Origin of the sequence: Peribacillus muralis (assembly GCF_001645685.2) — a bacterium.
Classification (GTDB): Bacteria; Bacillota; Bacilli; order Bacillales; family DSM-1321; genus Peribacillus; species Peribacillus muralis_A.
On sequence record NZ_CP017080.1, the window covers coordinates 1,344,530 to 1,364,330 of the forward strand.

The following is a 19,801-nucleotide window of genomic DNA, read 5'->3' on the forward strand; positions in this document are numbered from 1 at the left end:
TAATGAAAATCGGTACACAGGATCAGGCGTTTTTTCCGAGGGATTTGAAAGAAAAATTCCGTTACTTAAAAGAGGCAGGCTTTGAAGGATTTGAAATCGATGGCAAACTACTTGTCGATAATGTGGAAGAAGTGAAGGACGCCGTTGCGGAGACAGGGATTCCAGTAACGACTGCCTGCGGGGGCTACACTGGCTGGATCGGTGACTTCAACGAGGAACGCAGGCTCAACGGATTGGCTGAAATCAAAAAAATTCTTGAGGCGCTCAAAGAAGTGGGAGGGAAGGGGATTGTCGTTCCAGCTGCCTGGGGCATGTTCACATACCGCTTGCCGCCAATGCATTCTCCTAGAAGCATGGAGGCAGATAGGAGGGCCGTAACAGATTCCCTGATTTACTTGGAAAGAATCGCGAAAGAAACCGGGACAACGATATTCCTTGAACCTTTGAATCGCTATCAAGATCATATGATCAATACGCTCGCAGATGCAAGGAGTTATATAGAAGAAAACGAGTTGAACAACGTGAAAATCATCGCGGATTTCTATCATATGAACATTGAAGAAGATGATATATCCGAGGCACTGCATATGAATCAGGATTTGGTGCGGCATGTTCATCTGGCTGATAACCACCGTTTTCAGCCAGGCAGCGGTTCATTGGACTTCAAGCGTCACTTTAATCAGCTTAAAGAAGACGGGTATGTTGGCTTTTTAACCATCGAATGCCGTATAAGGGGAAATGATCCGAAAGCGGAGTATATGAAGGCATTACATTACCTAAAGGAATCATTGGGCTAAAGGGGCTGATTAGAGATGAAGAAGAAAATTGCGATAATTGGTGGAGGGCAAATGGCAGAAAAGGTCCATGTTTCATACTACCGTACCAGGAATGAGGTTGAAATTGTCGCAGTTGTCGGCCCAAATTTCGAACGGACAAAGGATTTTGCAAAACGGAACGAAATCGCCCGATACTATACGGATGTAGAGGAAATGTTTCAAGCGGAAAAGCCGGACATCGTCAGTGTCTGCACGCCAAATAAGTACCATCATGAACATGTCATGAAGGCTTTGGAGCATGGCTGTCATGTTCTGTGCGAGAAGCCGCCTTCCATTTCAAGCCAGGAAGCAAGGCAGATGCAGGAAGTGGCTGAAGGAAATAACCTCATTCTCGCTTATAATTTTCACCATCGCTTTGCAGAAGATGTTAAAATCATGCAGCAAAAAGTGGCGGAAGGCTTACTTGGAGAGGTTTATGTCGTAAAAGCAAAAGCGCTGCGCCGAAGCGGTGTACCTGGTTGGGGGAATTTCACTAACAAAGATGCGCAGGGCGGCGGGCCCTTGATCGATTTGGGCATCCACATGCTCGATGCTGCCCTCCATGTTTTAGGTTATCCGAAAGTCGAAAAGGTAACAGCAAAAATGTTTCAAAAAATCGGCACGAAAAAATCGCACGGAACTTTTGGTGAATGGGATCCAAACAAGTATGAAGTGGAGGATTCCCTGTTTGGGTTCATAGAGCTTGAAGGCGGGTGCTTGCTGCAAATCGAGACTTCATTTGCTCTGAATATAAAAGAAACATCCATCATGAATGTGGAATTCCATGGGGATGAGGCGGGTGCAACCCTGTTTCCTGCCCATATTCATTCTGATCGAAAAGGGGAATTGGTGACGATCTTGAATAGGGAGACAGCCGATCCAGACAGGCTACAGAAAGGAATGGCTGCCTTTGTTGATAAATGTCTAGGCAAAGAGGTCATGGTGGCTGATGGAAGAGAAGGTTACTTGATCATGCAACTCGTCGAAGCTCTCTATCAATCTGCTGAAAAAGGTGAAAGCATAACCATATGAAAAAATTAGATGAAAATAGATTCGATACGCGTTATATAAATAAATTTGCAAGTTTAATGACTGTAGGCAACGGATATTTCGGTCTGCGTGCTTCTCATGAAGAAAATTATGTAGATCAAACAAGAGGAATGTATGTTGCAGGGATATATAATAAAGCTACAGCCAATGAACCGTCCGATTTAGTCAATTTGCCAGATATGGTGGGCATGAATATTGAGCTTGATGGAGAGAATTTTTCCTTATTAACAGGAGAAATCCTGTCCTATAAACGCCAGCTGAACCTTGAAAACGGCGAATTGCGACGTGATATTTTATGGAAAAGTAGAACCGGTTCACGGTTCCGCCTTACATTTCAGCGTTTTGCAGCAAAAAACGACCTCCATGTTCTTGCGACTAAATTGACGGTAACTTCTTTGGACAAACCTGCCCAAATGAAGATCGTGACTGGAATCAATGCACAGCAAACGAATTTCGGGAGACAGCATTTGATTGAAGAAAAGGTTCGTGTTGTGGAAGGGGACCTGCTCCAGGGAATCTATAAAACGACCGAATCAGGGCATATGATCGCCCTTGCCGCATGTTGCACTTGTTCATTGCAAGGAGAGGTAGGCCACGCGGCAAAAAATAGGCAGCTGCTTACGACCATTAAGCAGGATCTCCTCGCTGAAACTCCTTTCGTTCTTGAAAAAATGGGCGTCATTTATACCTCGCTGGATGGTGATTTAAGGGGGGAAAGCCCTGAAGAAGCAAGTGAAGCCGCCCTTAGAAGCTGCTCTGCTGCTGGATATGATGCGTTGCTGCATAAATCGGCAGGAGAGTGGGCGCAATTTTGGATGGAAAAGCGCATCAAAGTGTCATCCGCGAGGGTTTTTGACCAACTGGCACTCGATTTTTCCGTCTATCAGCTGGAGGTCATGACACCTGCCCATGATGAACGGTTTAGCGTAGGTGCAAAGGGTTTGACGGGAGAAGGGTATAAAGGTCATGTTTTTTGGGATACGGAAATATTCATAACACCCTTCCATCTGTTCACTGAGCCCAAAAAAGCGAAAAAGCTTTTGCGTTACCGTTATCTGCATCTGAAGCAGGCGATGGGGAAAGCTGCATCCAATGGATATGAAGGTGCTTTATTCCCTTGGGAAAGTGCTTTTACAGGTGAAGAAGAAACACCTGAATTTGCTGCTATTAACATTAAAACCGGTAAGCGGCAAAAGGTGGCCTCAGCCTTGGCGGAGCACCATATTGTTGCAGACATTGCCTATACAGTGGTGGAATATTACCAAAATACATTGGATGATGCATTCATGAAAAAAGAGGGGCTGGAGCTTCTAAAGGAAACGAGCCGGTTTTGGATCAGCCGGGCCGCGGAAGAAAATGGCCAACTTGTTATCAAGGATGTCATAGGACCGGATGAGTACACGGAGCACGTCAACAATAATGCCTTTACCAATTATATGGCTTGGTACAATGTCGAGCAGGCGCTGTTTTTCATGGGTAAATTTGGAGATGTTGATCATCAATTAAAGGATCGGGGCCATGAGTTTTTGAAACGCTTATATTTGCCCAAGGCCAATGATGATAAAATCATCCCCCAAGATGATACGTTTTTGAGCAAGCCCGAGATCGACTTATCGCGGTACAAACAAGCTCAGGGCAGTCAGGGCATCCTTATGGATTATTCACGTCAAGAAGTGAATGAGATGCAAATCCTGAAACAGGCGGATGTCGTCATGCTGCTCTACTTGTTACCGGATTTATTTCCAAAGGATATAATCTCTGAAAATCTGCATTATTATGAGGAGCATACCATTCACGATTCTTCCCTTAGTAAAGCGATTCATGCCATAGTTGCCGCGCGGGCTGGGGATATCGATAAGGCATACGGTTTTTTCCAGGAAAGCTGTTTAATCGATTTGGGACCGAATCCCCTTTCCTCTGATGAGGGGCTTCATGCAGCATCCCTTGGTGCCATCTGGATGGCGGCAATGTTTGGCTTTGCTAATATATCCATTAAGGATCAGCGGTTAAGTTTGGACCCTAAGCTTCCTTCAGAATGGTCAGAACTTACCTTTCCGTTCATTTTCCAAGGATCTCGATTACATATTTCCCTAACCCATAAACAAGTCGAGATTACCAAGGTTTCGGGTGATGATGTATGCATAGAACTAAATGGGGCTGAATTTCTCGTATCCAACAAACTCGAAGTGGAACTTCAATATATATAATTATCCATTTCAGTACTAGAAGAGGCGTTCATTCTTGCAAGCGTTCATTCATAAAATGGGAGGCAAACATGAAAGTTGTCATTGCACCAGATTCATTTAAAGAGAGTTTACCAGCAGACGAAGTGGCAAGGGCCATTCAAGCTGGATTTCAATCCATTTTCCCGCAAGCGGAGTATCATTTGCTTCCAATTGCAGACGGCGGTGAAGGTACCGTCAAAGCTTTGGTATCCGCGCATAAGGGAAGGATGGAGAGCATATTCGTTACAGGTCCGCTTGGAATTCCGGTAGAAGCGAAAATAGCATTCTCGAATGAAGGCAAGACCGCTTTTATCGAAATGGCGGAGGCTTGCGGCTTACATCTTGTACCGATTGATCGGCGAAATCCTTTGCATACCACTTCCTTTGGTGTGGGGGAGCTGATGCTTCATGCGCTGAATCAGGGGGCCGCGGAACTAATCATTGGAGTGGGCGGCAGCTCAACGAATGATGGAGGTGTGGGCATGGCTTCCGCGCTTGGTTATGAATTTTTTGATGAACAAGGAAAGACGGTGAAGGGTAATGGCAAGGATCTATTTCGAATAACTTCAATGTCTGATCGCAATCGTAATCGGCGTTTGGACTCCGTGAAAATAACAGTGGCGGCAGATGTCGATAACCCCCTGACGGGCAATAATGGTGCAACGTATATTTATGGACCGCAAAAAGGGCTGCCGAAAGAAATGTTGAATGAAATGGATCATGCCATGGGAAGGTTTTATCAAATCGCAGGCAGCTTTATGAAGGTGGATGTCTCCTCCTTGCCGGGAAGCGGTGCAGGCGGAGGGATGGGGGCAGGTCTGCTTTTATTCACAGGAGCTCAACTAAAGAAAGGTATTGATCTCGTGCTGGAGCAGCTAAAGGTGAAAGAGATTTGCCAAGACGCGGATATCGTGATCGTCGGTGAAGGAAAAATAGATGGCCAAACAATTTTTGGAAAAGCTCCTGCAGGCGTAGCTAAATGTGCGCCGCGAAAAGCAAAGGTAATAGCGATTTGCGGCAGTGTGGGTGAAGGTTCTGAAGCCCTTTACAATCATGGCTTTACTGCGATTTTCCCCACCATTCCTGCCATGCTGCCAATTGAACACATTCTAAGCGGTGCATTCGCGAATATTGAGAGAACATCTCGTAATGTTGCAGCACTGCTTCGAAATGAGAGGGACGGATTTAATGGATGAAAAATTTATAGATGCTGTAGTATTTGACCTTGATGGTGTCATAACGGATACAGCGCATTATCATTTCCTGGCTTGGCGCGAAATGGCTCGTGAGATGAACATCGAAATTGACGAAGTATTTAACGAAAGGCTAAAGGGTGTAAGCCGCATGGCTTCACTCGAGCTTATCTTAGAAGAAGGCAATCGACAAAACGACTTCACGTTACATGAAAAAGAAACCATGGCGGAAAAAAAGAATCAACATTATTGCCAGTTTCTGAACCATTTGACGCCTCAAGATATCCTGCCGGGAATAGTGGAGCTGATTTCCGCCATTAAAAGTGAAGGTGTTCCGATTGGTCTTGCATCCGTTTCCAAAAATGCACTGACAGTTTTGCGGGCACTGCAGTTGGATAATACTTTTGATTATATTGTCGATGCTTCAAAAGTTAAAAAAACAAAACCCGATCCGGAAATCTTCCTCACTGCATGTAATCGGCTTGAGGCAGACCCGGAGCGTTCGATCGGTATTGAAGATGCCGCTGCCGGCATCGATTCGATCAAGGCAAGCAAAATGTTTGCCGTAGGTGTGGGGAATACCCTTTACAAATCCGATTATCAAGTGGCTGCAACAAAAGGACTCAAGTGGGAAAATATCAAGTCTGAATATCAAACTTGGAGAAATATGCAGTCCATAAATATAACGAGCTAAAGGCTGGTTCCAACCCCGCCCCCTTCATCGGAGGACGGGGTTTTTTTTTATATTCATGAGGAAGAAGTACGTTTTGAACGGCAATTTCCACAATCATGATCTTTTTTCTGGCAGGGTGATCTGGATGGGGAAATAGCCGGAAGTTCAATCTTCCTGATTCATAGTCTATCTTTCCGATTTCAAAATAACCAGTCTGGAAGTATTGTCCTGGTTTGTAATATAAGTGTAAAAGTAGCGGAGAAGTTGTAAACAAATGTTTACATTTCTAATAATGTACAGTTTTACGTTTTACTGTATAATGTTGAAGCATGTCAAATAACTTAACAAAGGAGAGTGCACATGACGTCCATTCCTTAAACCCAATGCTCCTGCAGTCAGTAAGAAACATCGTTTCCCCCTGAGAAGTTCTTCCATTAAGCAAGTTTGATGCTTTTCAAATACCTCCTCTGTCGATGGTGGATGTTAATCAAAAAGACCAAGGATGTGAGAATGATAAAGATGATAAAAGATACTAGATTTCGAGGGTATAACATGAAGGGTTTTCAAAAAGACGTAACGGCTGGGTTGGTTGTAGGCGTCGTGGCCATTCCTTTAGGATTGGCATTCGCAATTGCTTCAGGCGTGGAACCGATATACGGATTATATACGACGATCATCGCAGGAATTCTCATTTCCATTTTGGGCGGATCCAAATATCAAATTGGTGGGCCTACTGGTGCATTCGTACCCTTATTATTCGGCATTGTCATGCAATATGGTTATGAAAGCTTGCTGATTGCCGGATTTTTGGCGGGAGTGATATTAGTGTTGATGGGTGTGCTAAAGCTGGGCAATTTGATGAAGTTCATCCCCCGCCCAGTCATCATCGGCTTTACGACAGGCATTGCCATCATTATCTTTTCGGGACAGATTGCCAGTTTTCTGGGCATGAAGGTGGAAAAGCATGAAGCGTTTATCGATAACATGAAGGAATTGGTGATTAAAGCGGACACGATCAATTTATATAGTATCGTTGTTGCGTGTATATGCTTCATCGTCATCCTGCTGGCGCCAAAAGTCCTGCCGCGAGTGCCGGGGGCATTGCTGGGCCTCCTTGTTTCGACATTGGCTGCCTTCTTTTTATTTCCGGATAAGGTAGCCACCATTGGCTCGACGTATGGGGCGATTCCGAAAGGTTTCCCGGAATTCAATGTGCCGGACTTATCATTGGAAACCATCATCACGCTCCTACCAGTTGCTTTTACGATTGCCTTGTTGGGCGGAGTCGAATCATTGTTATCCGCCACCGTGGCCGATAACCTGGGAGGAACCAAGCACGATAGCAACAAGGAATTAGTCGGCCAAGGAATTGCGAATATGGCGACTCCATTTTTTGGAGGGATACCGGCAACGGGTGCCATTGCAAGGACAGCGACCAACATAAAAAGCGGGGCAGTTTCCCCCATGTCCGGAGTCATTCACGGAATTGTCGTTTTGCTGGTTTTACTCGTACTTGCTCCTTTTGCAGAGCATATACCTTTAGCCAGCATGGCTCCGATATTGATGGTTGTTGCCTGGAATATGAGTGAAAGAAAGGAGTTCGCTCATGTATTGAAAACGAAGACGACCGATTCAGCGGTGTTAGTAGTGACTTTCCTCGTCACGGTCTTCACTGATTTAATCATGGGGGTCGGTATTGGCCTAATGATTGCGTTCGTCACTTTCATAAAAAAAATGAGCCATACATTAAAGGTCAGAGAAAGGAACGATATAACCGAAATCATCCCGACCGATGATTCGAGTTCGAAAATCAATGTGTATAACTTGGAAGGGCCGTTATTCTTTGGTTCGATAGATGTACTAGAGTCTTCGATACTGGCGAACTTGGATAATAAGACGAAAATATTGGTTTTAAGCATGCGCCGGGTAACCTATATGGATACGTCAGCAGAGGCTGCACTATTGGCAATTGTCAATCGCATCAGGAAATACAAAGGAAAACTGATCATTTCTGGAATCCAGCAACAACCGAAGGAATTGCTTCTCAGCACGGGGTTGTATCATAAAATCGAAAAACAGCATTTTTTCAAATCCAAGGAAGATGCCTTATATTTTGCTAAAAAACAGTTGAATGGAAGTGCGGATAAAGTAGTCTAATTGATTCATCCTGGAAGTCCCTTTTTGAAATCTTATGTTATAGTATCGTTAACAGTAGATTTTAAAAGAAGGTGACTATCTGGGTGAATATTTATCGAATTGGCCAGCTCGCTGAACTTGCAAATGTCTCAAGGAGAACCATTGATTATTACACACAACTAGGAATGCTGAACTATGAAAAAACTGGGTCCAGGTACCGATACTATACGGAAGATGCGCTAAACCGCCTTCGAATGATCAATCGGTATAAAGAACAAAATATGCCTTTGAATGAAATCAAGGATCGATTACAGGTCTGGAAGGCAACCACCGTCGACTCTGAACAAGTGCTCTTTAAGATGGACAAGATAGCAATGGATCTTAAAGAGCTGGAAAATGAATTGATGGAATTAAAGCCTTTACTCGACCAACTTGATGAACAGCAGGTAAAGTTTGCTGTGAAGCAGCTTTCCGTTAGAAGCAGCTCTTTATTGAGCATCATTGCCATGCTCGGCTTAAGCAGTTGACATTCAACAAAAAAAGACCCGATCGGGTCTTTTTTTGTGACGATCAATAGCTGATTTTTTATTCTTCATATTTCTTTTTTTTTTTGTAAAGATGAAGGATATGAAGGAATTGAAAAAGAAGAACTTAAGTATTCGAAACTTTTTTAAAGAGGTGAGAGTGGATGATAGGATCAATCGTAACGACGGCAAAAGGACATCTTCAGGGTACGATGGAGAATGATATATGCGTTTGGCGTGGAGTCAGGTATGCAAAGGCACCAATTGATGCCCTGCGTTTCCGCTCACCGGAGCCGGTCGAGAAATGGAGCGGTGTATTGGATGCGGTGGAATTCGGTGCCTTCCAGCCACAGCCAAACGATGGGGCAGGCAAGGGGAATATGGATGAAGATTGCTTGTATCTTAATATATGGTCACCGAGAGCTGATGATAAAAAGCGGCCCGTCATGGTGTGGGTACCAGGTGGGACATACATATCCGGTGCTGGATCCACTGGTCAGTTTAACGGACATTCCTTGGCAAAAAATGGAGATGTTGTCGTTGTAAGCATCCAATATCGGTTAGGGGCCCTGGGATTTTTGGATTTTACCGATTTGGCTGGAGAGACTGAAGAATTCGAAACCAATTTAGGTTTACGTGACCAAGTGGCATCCTTAAAATGGGTGCAGGAAAATATAGAGGTTTTTGGCGGTGACCCTGAAAATGTAACGATTTTCGGCGATTTGTCTGGGGGGAGTGCCGTAACGACCTTACTGACTGTCCCTTCCGCAAGAGGACTATTTCACAAGGCTATAGCCGAAAGCCCTTCCCCGGCATGTATAGCCGGAAAAGGAAGCGCACGGCAAGTCAGTGAAAGGTTCCTTCAGATCTTGGGGATCGGAATGGATGAAATACACCGGTTAAAAACAATTTCAGTTGCAGACATCATAGCGGCTTCCTCGCGATTACAACAGGAGAATGCACAAGCGTTCCCCGGTTTGCTGCTGCCGTTTGGACCTGTCGTCGATGGTGATTTTTTGCCAGATTATCCACTTGATTCAATTCGTTCGAAAAAAACAGAGGGAATACCCTTGCTTATAGGAATAAATCGAGACGAGGCATCATCACTCGGTCAACTTGACCCTCATCTAATCCCGTCAAATGCCGAGATGATGTTCGAAAACACTGACCCAGGGGCGAAAGAACGGATTAACAATGCTTATTGGTTCTTCCCTGAAAGAGAAGCGGCATTTGGAATAGGCAGTGATGCAGTAAACCATATATCTTCAATCAGATATGCGGAGGCATACAGTAAAATTGAAAGAACCTGGATGTATCACTATGATCGCAAAACGGCGTCCATTTGCTTAGAAAATGGGGGAGGAGCGTCTATTGTGGAAAACTCTTTTGCTTTACAAAATTTCAGTGCCACGCTTGTGGAACGGATCCATTCCATTCGTTTCAGGTCAGCAGCGCATAAGGTTTCAAACAGGATAAAGAATCATTGGGTGAATTTTGCGAAATACGGAAACCCAAATCCGCCATTAGGGGAAATTTGGCCGAAATACAATGAAGCCAATCGTTACACGATGATTTTTAATAAAAGAGATTATATTGAAAAAGATCCTAATAGAATGATAAGGTTGGCATGGGAAGGGATAGGGGGAGGAACCTACAAGTGATAGATGTCGTTTTTTGAAAAAGCGGCTCAGTGAACAAATTCGACTTTTGCAGCAATTTCTTCACTGGCCTAATGCAACCGAGCCTCGGTAGTACAAAAAATGGAATAAGAGGTAAATTATTGCGTGAGATAGGAGCAACATATGGAGAAGAATAAGCTGCGTCGTGAATTATCATCAAATCAAATCACCATGATTGCCATGGGTTGTGCAATAGGCACCGGTTTATTTCTGGGTAGTGGCCTTGCGATTTCAACAGCAGGCCCCAGTGTCCTGATCAGCTATGCAATAGGTGCCTTCATCGTCCTGCTCTTGATGGGCTGTTTGGCAGAAATGACGGTAGCCCATCCAACATCGGGATCCTTTGGAACGATTGCCGAAAAGTATATCAGTCCATTTGCGGGATTTGTTGTGAGGTATTCGTATTGGATCGCGAATGTCCTAGCGATTGGGGTCGAAGTGAGTGCAATCGCAGTATATATGAAATATTGGTTTCCTGATGTTCCAGGAAGCATTTGGATCTTTCTTTTTGCGGCCGTGCTAATTTATGTAAATGCTACAAGTGTCAATACATTCGGGAATTTCGAATACCTGTTTTCAATGATTAAAATAAGTGCCATCGTCATCTTCATTTTATTAGGAGCTTACGTGGTCGTCGGTGCCGAGCCTGCAAGCGGAATCGGAGTGGAGAATTATACCGGACACGAAGGGTTTATGCCATTCGGGTTCTGGGGGCTTTGGGTCGCCATCTTCATTTCTCTCTTCAGCTTCTTAGGAACGGAACTGATTGCCGTCACGGCAGGAGAGGCAAAGGACCCTGATATTGCCGTACCGAAAGCTTTAAAGGCTACTGTTTTCAGGCTTGCGACATTTTATGTTCTGACAATCGGGCTCATGTTAATGATTGTACCATGGCAAGACGCCGGAATTGATAAAAGTCCCTTTGTCAGGGTGATGGAAACCCTGAATATTCCTGGTGCATCCGGAATCATGAATTTCATTATTTTAACGGCAGCTTTATCTGCCATGAATAGTCAATTGTATGCCTCGACAAGGATGATATTTTCATTATCCGAGCAAAGGCAGGCTCCGGCAATTTTTCAGAAAGTGAACAGAAATGGAGTCCCGATAAGGGCCCTGCTTATTTCCACTTTAGGCATTTTCCTTGCTGCAGGCGTCAAAGTCCTGCTGCCTGATACTTCCTATGCCTTCATGATGGGAATATCGATGTTCGGAGCCATTTTAACCTGGTTCATGGTGTTCATCTCACATTTTTATTTCAGGAAGAGCTGGGAAAAATCAGGGGGACGTAAATTACCCGTGAAAATGCATGGTTTTCCGTATTTAACGATTTTGGGTGCCTTACTTTTACTAGCTTTGACGGCATCGACTTGGTTCACTGGCCCATTTAAAATCGTTCTCCAGTTCGGGATACCTTGGTTGATTTTCCTTTGCATCGTTTACGCATTCATGGTCAAAATCAAGAGAAAGTGATGATGGATAGCGACCGTACGGATAAACAGCTTTTGAAAGAAAGATAGAATGAAAGGAGGGATATATGGATGGGTAAGATTGGGATTTATGGTTCTTCCTTCGATCCAGTCACAAATGTTCATTTATGGACAGCATCCACGATAGCGCATCGTGCAAAGCTGGACAAGGTGATTTTTTTGCCTTGCGCAAATGGGCGCATCGATAAAAAGATGAAAACGAGCAATGAACATCGTTGGGAAATGCTCGTAATGGCAATAGAGGATAATCCTCTGTTCGAAGTTAGTGATTATGAAATCAATGAACGGGCAGGTACAGGGAAACAATATACTTGGTATACGATGGAATACTTTAAGACACGGTACCCTAGTGACGAAGTGTATTTCATAATGGGAGCCGATTTACTGGATGATATGGATAATCAGGATCAGCCGGTACACTTACGATGGAAATTCAGGGAAAAATTGATTGCCAATCATAAATTCATCGTCATGGCACGTGATGGGATAGACATGTTGAAGATCATTTCCAAAAGCCCGTTGCTTAGGAATTATGATGATGGAAATACCTTTCACCTTATTGATAAAGGCCTTTCCATGGAAATCAGTTCTACTTATATAAGGGATGAATTTTCCGTGGGGGGTGAGCCGAGATATTTGTTGCCTGATCGTTGTTATCAATATATTTTGGATAAGAAGCTGTATCAAAAAGATACCATGCCTTGAATGTTTGGTTTCTTTAAAAAGGTACCCTATCGGATGGACTCTTGAATAGAGTCCATCCTGTAGGGTACTTTTGCTTATATCAAGATATTTGAACGTTTTCCTCCAATTCATTCAGCATTAGAGATCCAATTGAACTCAGTTTAGGAGATTTGTTCATAGCTCGTTTCATTACACTGCAGGCACTAAGCTTTCCGGAGGCGGTCAGCTCCCGTTGCGTGAGGGAGCTGTGTTTTTTCATGGATTCGCATCCTAAGCAGAAGCGGCGTCCTTCGTTTCAATCCAATCCGACTAAAGAAGAAAGGGAAACGAAAAAAACACAGTTGACAACTTGGTATACTTTGCTTTATGGTAGTTATACGTAAATTCAGAATATTTGCTGATCAGAGAAACTGAAGGCATACCATCTCCTTGAATAAAATGAATGAGGGGGATGTTATGCCATTTTTGTTGCTTAAAGCGAAAAATAGGGGGAAGTCCATGAAAAAGTTGATGGTGTGGTCAAGTGTAATTTTAGCCTTCGGAATACTTGCGGGATGCAATTCGGAAAAAACGGAGGGAGACGGGAAAGCAAAAACGGTTGAGCTATTGAATGTGTCATATGATCCGACACGGGAATTGTATCAGGAATTCAATGAAGCGTTCGCAAAGCATTGGAAGGAGGAATCCGGTCAGGATGTAACGATTCAACAATCCCATGGTGGTTCCGGTAAACAAGGAAGGGCTGTGATTGACGGACTGGAAGCGGATGTCGTTACATTGGCGTTGGCTTATGATATTGATGCCATTCATGAAGCTAGCAACCTATTAGCGGAGGATTGGCAAAAACGCTTACCGGAAAACTCGACACCATACACATCAACGATTGTGTTTTTGGTTAAAAAAGATAACCCAAAGGGAATTAAGGACTGGGATGATTTAATCAAAAAAGACGTATCGGTCATTACACCAAATCCGAAGACTAGCGGGGGAGCTAGATGGAATTACTTGGCTGCGTGGGCTTTTGCCGAGAAGAAATACGATAATGATGAAGCAAAAGTAAAGGATTTCATGAAGAAACTATATCAGAATGTTGAGGTTTTGGATTCGGGAGCACGCGGTGCAACGACCACTTTTGTGGAACGGGGAATCGGTGATGTCCTGATTGCTTGGGAGAATGAAGCTTACTTGACGCTTAAGGAGTTCGGTGATGACAAATATGAAATCGTCAATCCTTCGATCAGTATTCTAGCTGAGCCTCCAGTAGCTGTTGTCGATGAAGTGGTCAAGAAAAAAGGAACCAAAAAAGTGGCAGAAGCTTATCTGAAATATCTTTATACAGATGCCGGTCAGGAAATTGCCGCGAAAAACTTCTATCGTCCTAGGGATGAGAAGGTTCTCGCCAAATATCAAGATCAATTTGCCGATATCGATATGGTGACGGTTGATGGCAAGTTCGGCGGGTGGAAAAAAGCCCAGGAAACACACTTCAATGACGGCGGTACATTCGACGAAATTTATCAACCCAAATAAGCACGAGGGAGAAGGTGGATCTATCTTCTCCCTCCTAATTCATAAGAAAGAACTGGGGCGAAACGATGACTTTAATGACAGAAGGAAAACGGAAGAATAAAAGGACCATTCCCGGTTTTGGATTGACGATGGGTTTTACGTTGCTGTATCTTACCATCATCGTTTTGATCCCGTTATCGATGGTTTTTCTAAATACGTTTTCGATGGGTTTTCAGGAGTTCTGGGCGACCATTACAGAACCAAGGGTAGTCGCCTCGTATAAGTTGAGTTTTATGACAGCGTTAACTGCGGCATTCGTGAACGCGGTTTTTGGTGTTTTAATTGCCTGGGTGCTTACTCGCTATGAGTTCCCGGGTAAAAGGATCATCGATGGATTGGTTGATTTGCCCTTTGCCCTCCCGACTGCTGTCGCAGGAATAACATTGACCACATTGTATTCACCGAATGGATGGATCGGACAATTTTTCAGCTTTAAAATCGCATTCACCCCTGTCGGAATCATCATTGCCCTCATATTCATCGGCCTTCCATTCGTGGTCAGGATGGTTCAGCCGGTGCTTGAGAATATCGAAAAAGGGATGGAGGAAGCTTCAGCTTCCCTTGGGGCGAATCGCATGCAAACATTCATTAAAATAATCTTTCCCGAATTGATTCCAGCGATTTTGACTGGGTTCGCGCTTTCGTTTGCGAGGGCACTGGGAGAGTATGGATCCGTAGTCTTCATTGCCGGAAACATGCCATTTAAAACGGAGATTTCGCCCCTTATCATCATGACAAAACTCGAACAGTATGATTATGAAGGGGCAACGGCAGTAGCCGCAGTCATGCTCGTCATTACATTTCTGATTTTGTTCACCATTAATGTCCTACAGTGGTGGACAGGCAAAAGATACTCAGGGAAGTAGGAGGGGACATATTGGAACACGATCAAACAGTTGTTGCAAAAACGAATGGACCAGTCATTGTGACGAAAAACGCGACTAAAGAGCCAAAATCGATTCAGTGGATCCTAATTTCCATTGTTTTACTATTTTTGACTTTGTTTTTAGTTATCCCGTTAATTGCAATCTTTGTAAAGGCGTTTGAAAAAGGTGCAGATGCTTATTTGGCGGCTATTGCCCATCCGGATTCATTGGCGGCAATCAAGTTAACATTGATCGTTGTCCTCATAACGGTGCCACTCAATGCCATATTTGGAGTAGTGGCTGCGTGGACGATTACTAAATATGATTTTAAGGGGAAAAATCTCTTAATAACGCTGATAGATTTACCTTTTTCGGTTTCACCTGTTATTGCAGGCCTGATTTTTGTCCTTCTCTTCGGCTTACATGGAGCACTTGGTCCGATGCTGCAATCGCTTGGCTTAAAAGTGATTTTCTCCATACCAGGAATTGTCATCGCCTCCATTTTCATCACTTTCCCGTTCATTGCGCGTGAGTTGATCCCGCTCATGCAAAGCCAGGGCACTTCCGAAGAAGAGGCATCACTGACACTAGGTGCAGGCGGGTTCAAGACTTTTTGGTATGTTACGCTTCCTAATATTAAATGGGGCCTTTTATATGGTGTCATCCTCTGTAACGCAAGGACGATAGGGGAATTTGGGGCGGTATCAGTCGTATCCGGCCATATAAGGGGGATGACCAACACGATGCCGCTTCATATTGAAATCTTATACAATGAATATCAATTTTCAGCTGCCTTTGCCGTTGCATCCCTGATGTCCATATTTGCCATCATCACCTTGATCATCAAAAGCTTCATAGAATGGAAAACGGACTTTAAATCGACAAAAGCGAGCTAGGAGGGGAAGAAATGAGTATCATCGTTGAAAACATCACAAAATATTATGGATCATATCAAGCTCTTTCAAGCATCAATTTGGAAATTAAGAGCGGGGAACTCATCGCCCTTCTTGGCCCATCCGGGTCTGGGAAAACATCATTACTGCGTATCATTGCCGGGCTGGAGCAGGCAGAGGCTGGAAATATCTTATTTAATGAAGAGAATTACACACATAAGCATGTCAAGGATCGAAATGTCGGCTTTGTTTTCCAGCATTATGCCCTTTTTCGCAATATGAGCATATTTGATAATATCGCTTACGGATTAAAGGTCCGTCCGAGGAAAATAAGGCCAGGTAAAAAAGAGATTGAACAAAAAGTGAATGAATTGCTTCAGCTCGTCAAGCTGGAAGGATATAAGGATCGATACCCATCCCAATTATCCGGCGGTCAGCGCCAGCGTGTAGCCTTGGCAAGGGCACTTGCGGTTGAGCCGAACATTCTATTGCTGGATGAACCATTCGGAGCATTGGATGCCAAGGTTCGCAAGGAACTCAGGCGTTGGTTAAGGAGGCTTCATGATGAGTTCAATGTGACGAGTGTGTTTGTTACGCATGATCAAGAAGAAGCGATGGATGTTGCCGATAGGGTGGTCATCATGAATGAAGGGAAAATTGAACAGGTCGGAACACCCGAAGAAGTATATGATCACCCGATAAATCCATTTGTTTATGATTTTCTTGGCAGTGTCAATCTTTTCAAGGGGAACGTCCAACAAGGCAAATTGGTAACAGGGAACGTGGAAATGAATGCCCCTGATAGTGAAGAAGGCGTGAGTACAGGATATGTAAGGGCACATAATTTCATCATTGAAAGAGAAGCAGCAGGAAAGGATTCGATAGCATCCATCATTGATCATATCCATGCAATGGGGGCCATCGTCCGCATTGAAGTGATTCGTCAGGATACGAACGAGCCACTTGAAATCGAACTGACGAAAGAACAATATATTCAGCTTGAATTAAGGAAAGGTGAAAGAGTGTATGTAAGGCCAAAAGAATTGAAAGTTTTTGTAGACTATATGGCTGGAATTTAAGCAAAGGTCGAAAAATGACGAAAAGGTTTCGGAGAACTTGTCCTCCGAGGCCTTTTTGGTATTTCATTGGAAGTGTCATTGATCGTACATGTCCTACCTGCCAATGGTCACTGGTTCCTTTGTTATAAAAAGTAGATAAAAAGTCTTGTATCAATATCTATGTTAGGGTATGTAAAATAATGGACGTTTTATCACGTGAAAAAGTCGATTTTTCACGTATTATGTTAAAAATGAAATGTAATTGTAATATTGTTATCACGCATTTGACAAAATGTGATGATATACTACGACTTAGGTAAAAAACATAGTAGAGTTTCAGAAATATATTTCATATTGTTACAACCTTGGAAATTTACATAATGAGTAAAAAAAATAGAGAAGATATCCCAGCAATTTATTTTGACTGATGATTTTTCATAGAGAAAAAGAAGTGGGTCGATGGAAATGCTCGGGGAGGAAAGCAGGGGAAATGAGCTTGAAGAAAAAACTTATCGTATTGAACACGACAATTATGCTTGGATTAGGAAGCGCTTTTGCCATTCCATCAGTGAAAGCTGAGTCCATCTCGGACATACAAACACAGCGTACAGGAATACAATCGGATATATCAGAGGCAGAGCAAGTCATTAATGAATTGAAAAAAGAACAATCGAAAATGAAATCCCAAATTGCACAGGTTGAAACGGCAATGAAGGAAAATGACGAAAAGATCAATGAGACTAAACAAGACATCAAAGATACGGAAAAAGCGATAGATTCTTTAAAGAAAGAAATTAAAGCTTTGGAAGATAGAATCGCTAAACGCGAGGAAGTCTTGAAGGAACGTGCCGTTTCATTCCAAGAAAGCGGCGGGGACGTTGATTACCTGGAAGTCGTTTTAGGTTCGAAGAGCTTTGGTGAGTTCGTTAACCGTGTTGGAGCGGTGGCAACGATCGTGGAAGCTGACCAGCAAATCCTTAGCGAGCAGGAAGCGGATAAAGCTGACCTAGAGAAAAAGCAAGATTCTGTAGAGAAAAAATTGCAAAACCTGAAGGATATGGAAGTGGAACTTAAAGGTATGCAGGCCCAAATTGAAGACCAAAAAGCGGAAATGGTCGAAATGAAGGAAAAGAGTGAAAAGAAAGAATCGGAAGCAGAAGCACTTAAACAATCTTTAGAGAATAAAGATGCTGGACTGGAAGCCCAAATTGCTTCGATTCGTGAAAATATCAAAAAAGAAGAAGAGCGTAAAGCAGCGGAAAAAGCAGATCTTGATCGTGCTGCACAAGAAGTGAATACTTCTAAGTCTTCTAGTGATGAATCATCTAAAGGAGAAGCGTCGTCATCAAGTTCTAACGCTGGATCATCCAATTCTTCCAACGCTGGATCATCCAATTCGACTAAAGAACCAGCTTCTTCTAATTCATCTAAGAGCAGTTCTGCTGACAAACCTGCAGCAAGCAAGCCAGCAGCCAATAAAACTGAAAACGTAAGCAAGCCAAGCAGTGCAAATACGGGCTCTGCCATTACAGCAGGCTATAAATATATCGGTAACTCGACTTATAAATTCGGTGGCGGAAGAACGGCATCAGATATTGCTAACGGTCGATTCGACTGTTCGGCGTTCGTTGCCTGGGCTTATAAACAAGCCGGCGTAAATCTTCCAGCAAGTACGGGGGCATTGACAGGTGCGGGAGCTCAAGTTTCTAAAAGCCAAATGCAGCCTGGGGATTTAGTATTCTTCAATACGTATAAAACGGATGGGCATGTCGGCATTTATGTCGGCGGCGGCAAATTCATCGGTTCGCAAAGTTCTACAGGTGTTGCAATCGCCAATATGTCAAGCGGATATTGGGCAGATAAATTCAACGGCCGTGTCGTACGTGTAAACTAATCATTCTTAATTAGCAGGGAGGGCAGAGGCTCTCCCGCTTTTTTTGTTTTTTTTGATAAAATATCGAAAAAAAATGAAACTTATTTTGATATCGAACGTAAATACTATAAGATAAAACAAGGATAGGTGATGTGGACTTTCAGTAAAACTGGGAAAACATATAAGGAAACAACATTTCATACTAGTAAATGGAGGCAAAAAAAGATGATGAAAAAATTAATGGCTGCATTACTTACGATTACACTAGCATTCTCGCCAGTTGGTTCTTATGTATTCCAGGACCACTCGGAGTCAGTTGATGCAAGGGGCTACAAATCCGGGAAAAGAAGCTTCAATAGCAACAACAATAATAATTCGAATTTCCAAAATAAACAAACGAACAAATCGGATGCTACGACTACCAATAAAGCAAAAACGAATACGAAAACGGGAAGTTCTTTTGCTAAAGGCGGTTTAATGAAGGGAATCATGCTAGGAGGATTGGCAGGCTTGCTGTTTGGTGGCCTATTCGCCAATATGGGAGCACTTGGTTCAATTCTTGGCCTAATGGTCAATGTGTTAGCCATCGTTGCATTAGTGGTTGTCATCCGTAAAATATTCACTTATTTCAAGGATAAGAAGAAGAAAGAGGATCCAAATCCATGGAGAGGCTAAAGATTTCCGAACAAGATATCATCAATGCCGTTTGCGTTTACATTGCTCGTAAAAAGCAGGTACAACCCAATGAGGTGGAAGTTGAATTGATGTTCGATGATGATTATGGCTTTTCGGCGGAAGCATTTGTCGATGGGCGTAAACAGGTATTGATTACCATCAACCTCATAGAAGCACTTCGTTTATGGCTTGATGAATATATGAATAAAGATCCATATTCTGGCATCGAGCTTGTGTTGGATGAAGAAGAAGGCATAGTGGCCATGGTAAGTGAAAGCAATCGATAAAAGAAAGGGTGCCGGAAAGGCATCCTTTTTTATGTGTTTAGAATTCTATGAAAAAACGAGCATGGTTACCTAAAAGGAAGATTAGTTGACTGCTGGATTTCCCTGATGCTC

17 protein-coding genes are annotated in these 19,801 nt (G+C 43.3%); all 17 read left to right on the forward strand.

Annotated features, from left to right (window positions below; all coding sequences use genetic code 11):
* Window positions 1-2 precede the first annotated feature (2 nt).
* The 17 genes from ABE28_RS06460 (at window position 3) to ABE28_RS06540 (ending at window position 19,690) form a co-directional block, all read left to right on the forward strand.
* On the forward strand, window positions 3-797 hold the full coding sequence (locus ABE28_RS06460; RefSeq protein ID WP_064466529.1) for a sugar phosphate isomerase/epimerase family protein: 795 nt from the start codon (window positions 3-5) through the stop codon (window positions 795-797).
* A gap of 15 nt (window positions 798-812) precedes the next feature.
* Complete coding sequence (locus ABE28_RS06465) at window positions 813-1,847, forward strand: Gfo/Idh/MocA family protein (RefSeq protein WP_064466528.1); 1,035 nt, start codon at window positions 813-815, stop codon at window positions 1,845-1,847.
* Complete coding sequence (locus ABE28_RS06470; protein WP_064466527.1) at window positions 1,844-4,072, forward strand: glycoside hydrolase family 65 protein; 2,229 nt, start codon at window positions 1,844-1,846, stop codon at window positions 4,070-4,072. The genes ABE28_RS06465 and ABE28_RS06470 overlap by 4 nt, the downstream gene beginning before the upstream one ends.
* 68 nt (window positions 4,073-4,140) lie before the next feature.
* The gene (locus ABE28_RS06475; protein WP_064466526.1) at window positions 4,141-5,286 is read left to right on the forward strand and encodes a glycerate kinase; all 1,146 of its coding nucleotides are present in this window, start codon (window positions 4,141-4,143) and stop codon (window positions 5,284-5,286) included.
* Window positions 5,279-5,977: a beta-phosphoglucomutase gene (gene pgmB, locus ABE28_RS06480; RefSeq protein ID WP_257390729.1), complete on the forward strand. Its 699-nt coding sequence runs from the start codon at window positions 5,279-5,281 to the stop codon at window positions 5,975-5,977. The genes ABE28_RS06475 and pgmB overlap by 8 nt, the downstream gene beginning before the upstream one ends.
* Window positions 5,978-6,475: 498 nt before the next feature.
* A complete protein-coding gene (locus tag ABE28_RS06485) occupies window positions 6,476-8,113 on the forward strand; it encodes a SulP family inorganic anion transporter (RefSeq protein WP_064466899.1) in 1,638 nt (545 codons plus the stop codon).
* A gap of 83 nt (window positions 8,114-8,196) precedes the next feature.
* Window positions 8,197-8,619 carry a MerR family transcriptional regulator gene (locus ABE28_RS06490; protein ID WP_167353386.1) on the forward strand — a complete coding sequence of 141 codons (423 nt, stop codon included), beginning with the start codon at window positions 8,197-8,199 and terminating at the stop codon, window positions 8,617-8,619.
* A gap of 161 nt (window positions 8,620-8,780) precedes the next feature.
* Window positions 8,781-10,277, forward strand: coding sequence for a carboxylesterase/lipase family protein (locus ABE28_RS06495; protein ID WP_064466525.1), 1,497 nt, complete (start codon window positions 8,781-8,783; stop codon window positions 10,275-10,277).
* A gap of 141 nt (window positions 10,278-10,418) precedes the next feature.
* Window positions 10,419-11,768, forward strand: coding sequence for an amino acid permease (locus ABE28_RS06500; protein WP_064466524.1), 1,350 nt, complete (start codon window positions 10,419-10,421; stop codon window positions 11,766-11,768).
* 68 nt (window positions 11,769-11,836) lie between these two features.
* Complete coding sequence (nadD, locus tag ABE28_RS06505) at window positions 11,837-12,490, forward strand: nicotinate (nicotinamide) nucleotide adenylyltransferase (RefSeq protein ID WP_064466523.1); 654 nt, start codon at window positions 11,837-11,839, stop codon at window positions 12,488-12,490.
* Window positions 12,491-12,967: 477 nt separating this feature from the next.
* Window positions 12,968-13,999 carry a sulfate ABC transporter substrate-binding protein gene (locus ABE28_RS06510; protein ID WP_180319981.1) on the forward strand — a complete coding sequence of 344 codons (1,032 nt, stop codon included), beginning with the start codon at window positions 12,968-12,970 and terminating at the stop codon, window positions 13,997-13,999.
* Window positions 14,000-14,064: 65 nt separating this feature from the next.
* The gene (gene cysT, locus ABE28_RS06515) at window positions 14,065-14,904 is read left to right on the forward strand and encodes a sulfate ABC transporter permease subunit CysT (protein ID WP_064466521.1); all 840 of its coding nucleotides are present in this window, start codon (window positions 14,065-14,067) and stop codon (window positions 14,902-14,904) included.
* A gap of 11 nt (window positions 14,905-14,915) precedes the next feature.
* The gene (cysW, locus tag ABE28_RS06520; RefSeq protein WP_064466520.1) at window positions 14,916-15,800 is read left to right on the forward strand and encodes a sulfate ABC transporter permease subunit CysW; all 885 of its coding nucleotides are present in this window, start codon (window positions 14,916-14,918) and stop codon (window positions 15,798-15,800) included.
* An 11-nt stretch (window positions 15,801-15,811) separates the two neighbouring features.
* On the forward strand, window positions 15,812-16,876 hold the full coding sequence (locus tag ABE28_RS06525) for a sulfate/molybdate ABC transporter ATP-binding protein (RefSeq protein ID WP_064466519.1): 1,065 nt from the start codon (window positions 15,812-15,814) through the stop codon (window positions 16,874-16,876).
* A gap of 475 nt (window positions 16,877-17,351) precedes the next feature.
* On the forward strand, window positions 17,352-18,749 hold the full coding sequence (locus tag ABE28_RS06530) for a C40 family peptidase (protein WP_064466897.1): 1,398 nt from the start codon (window positions 17,352-17,354) through the stop codon (window positions 18,747-18,749).
* A gap of 207 nt (window positions 18,750-18,956) precedes the next feature.
* Window positions 18,957-19,403 carry a hypothetical protein gene (locus tag ABE28_RS06535; RefSeq protein WP_064466896.1) on the forward strand — a complete coding sequence of 149 codons (447 nt, stop codon included), beginning with the start codon at window positions 18,957-18,959 and terminating at the stop codon, window positions 19,401-19,403.
* Window positions 19,391-19,690, forward strand: coding sequence for a YxcD family protein (locus ABE28_RS06540; RefSeq protein ID WP_064466518.1), 300 nt, complete (start codon window positions 19,391-19,393; stop codon window positions 19,688-19,690). The genes ABE28_RS06535 and ABE28_RS06540 overlap by 13 nt, the downstream gene beginning before the upstream one ends.
* Window positions 19,691-19,801: the final 111 nt, after the last annotated feature.

What these genes read in the sequence shown, in the direction of transcription:
- ABE28_RS06460 (WP_064466529.1), top strand. Translation starts at nt 3, where the DNA reads ATGAAAATCGGTACACAGGATCAGGCGTTTTTTCCGAGGGATTTGAAA.
- ABE28_RS06465 (WP_064466528.1), top strand. Translation starts at nt 813, where the DNA reads ATGAAGAAGAAAATTGCGATAATTGGTGGAGGGCAAATGGCAGAAAAG.
- ABE28_RS06470 (WP_064466527.1), top strand. Translation starts at nt 1,844, where the DNA reads ATGAAAAAATTAGATGAAAATAGATTCGATACGCGTTATATAAATAAA.
- ABE28_RS06475 (WP_064466526.1), top strand. Translation starts at nt 4,141, where the DNA reads ATGAAAGTTGTCATTGCACCAGATTCATTTAAAGAGAGTTTACCAGCA.
- pgmB (WP_257390729.1), top strand. Translation starts at nt 5,279, where the DNA reads ATGGATGAAAAATTTATAGATGCTGTAGTATTTGACCTTGATGGTGTC.
- ABE28_RS06485 (WP_064466899.1), top strand. Translation starts at nt 6,476, where the DNA reads ATGATAAAAGATACTAGATTTCGAGGGTATAACATGAAGGGTTTTCAA.
- ABE28_RS06495 (WP_064466525.1), top strand. Translation starts at nt 8,781, where the DNA reads ATGATAGGATCAATCGTAACGACGGCAAAAGGACATCTTCAGGGTACG.
- ABE28_RS06500 (WP_064466524.1), top strand. Translation starts at nt 10,419, where the DNA reads ATGGAGAAGAATAAGCTGCGTCGTGAATTATCATCAAATCAAATCACC.
- nadD (WP_064466523.1), top strand. Translation starts at nt 11,837, where the DNA reads ATGGGTAAGATTGGGATTTATGGTTCTTCCTTCGATCCAGTCACAAAT.
- ABE28_RS06510 (WP_180319981.1), top strand. Translation starts at nt 12,968, where the DNA reads ATGAAAAAGTTGATGGTGTGGTCAAGTGTAATTTTAGCCTTCGGAATA.
- cysT (WP_064466521.1), top strand. Translation starts at nt 14,065, where the DNA reads ATGACTTTAATGACAGAAGGAAAACGGAAGAATAAAAGGACCATTCCC.
- ABE28_RS06525 (WP_064466519.1), top strand. Translation starts at nt 15,812, where the DNA reads ATGAGTATCATCGTTGAAAACATCACAAAATATTATGGATCATATCAA.
- ABE28_RS06535 (WP_064466896.1), top strand. Translation starts at nt 18,957, where the DNA reads ATGAAAAAATTAATGGCTGCATTACTTACGATTACACTAGCATTCTCG.
- ABE28_RS06540 (WP_064466518.1), top strand. Translation starts at nt 19,391, where the DNA reads ATGGAGAGGCTAAAGATTTCCGAACAAGATATCATCAATGCCGTTTGC.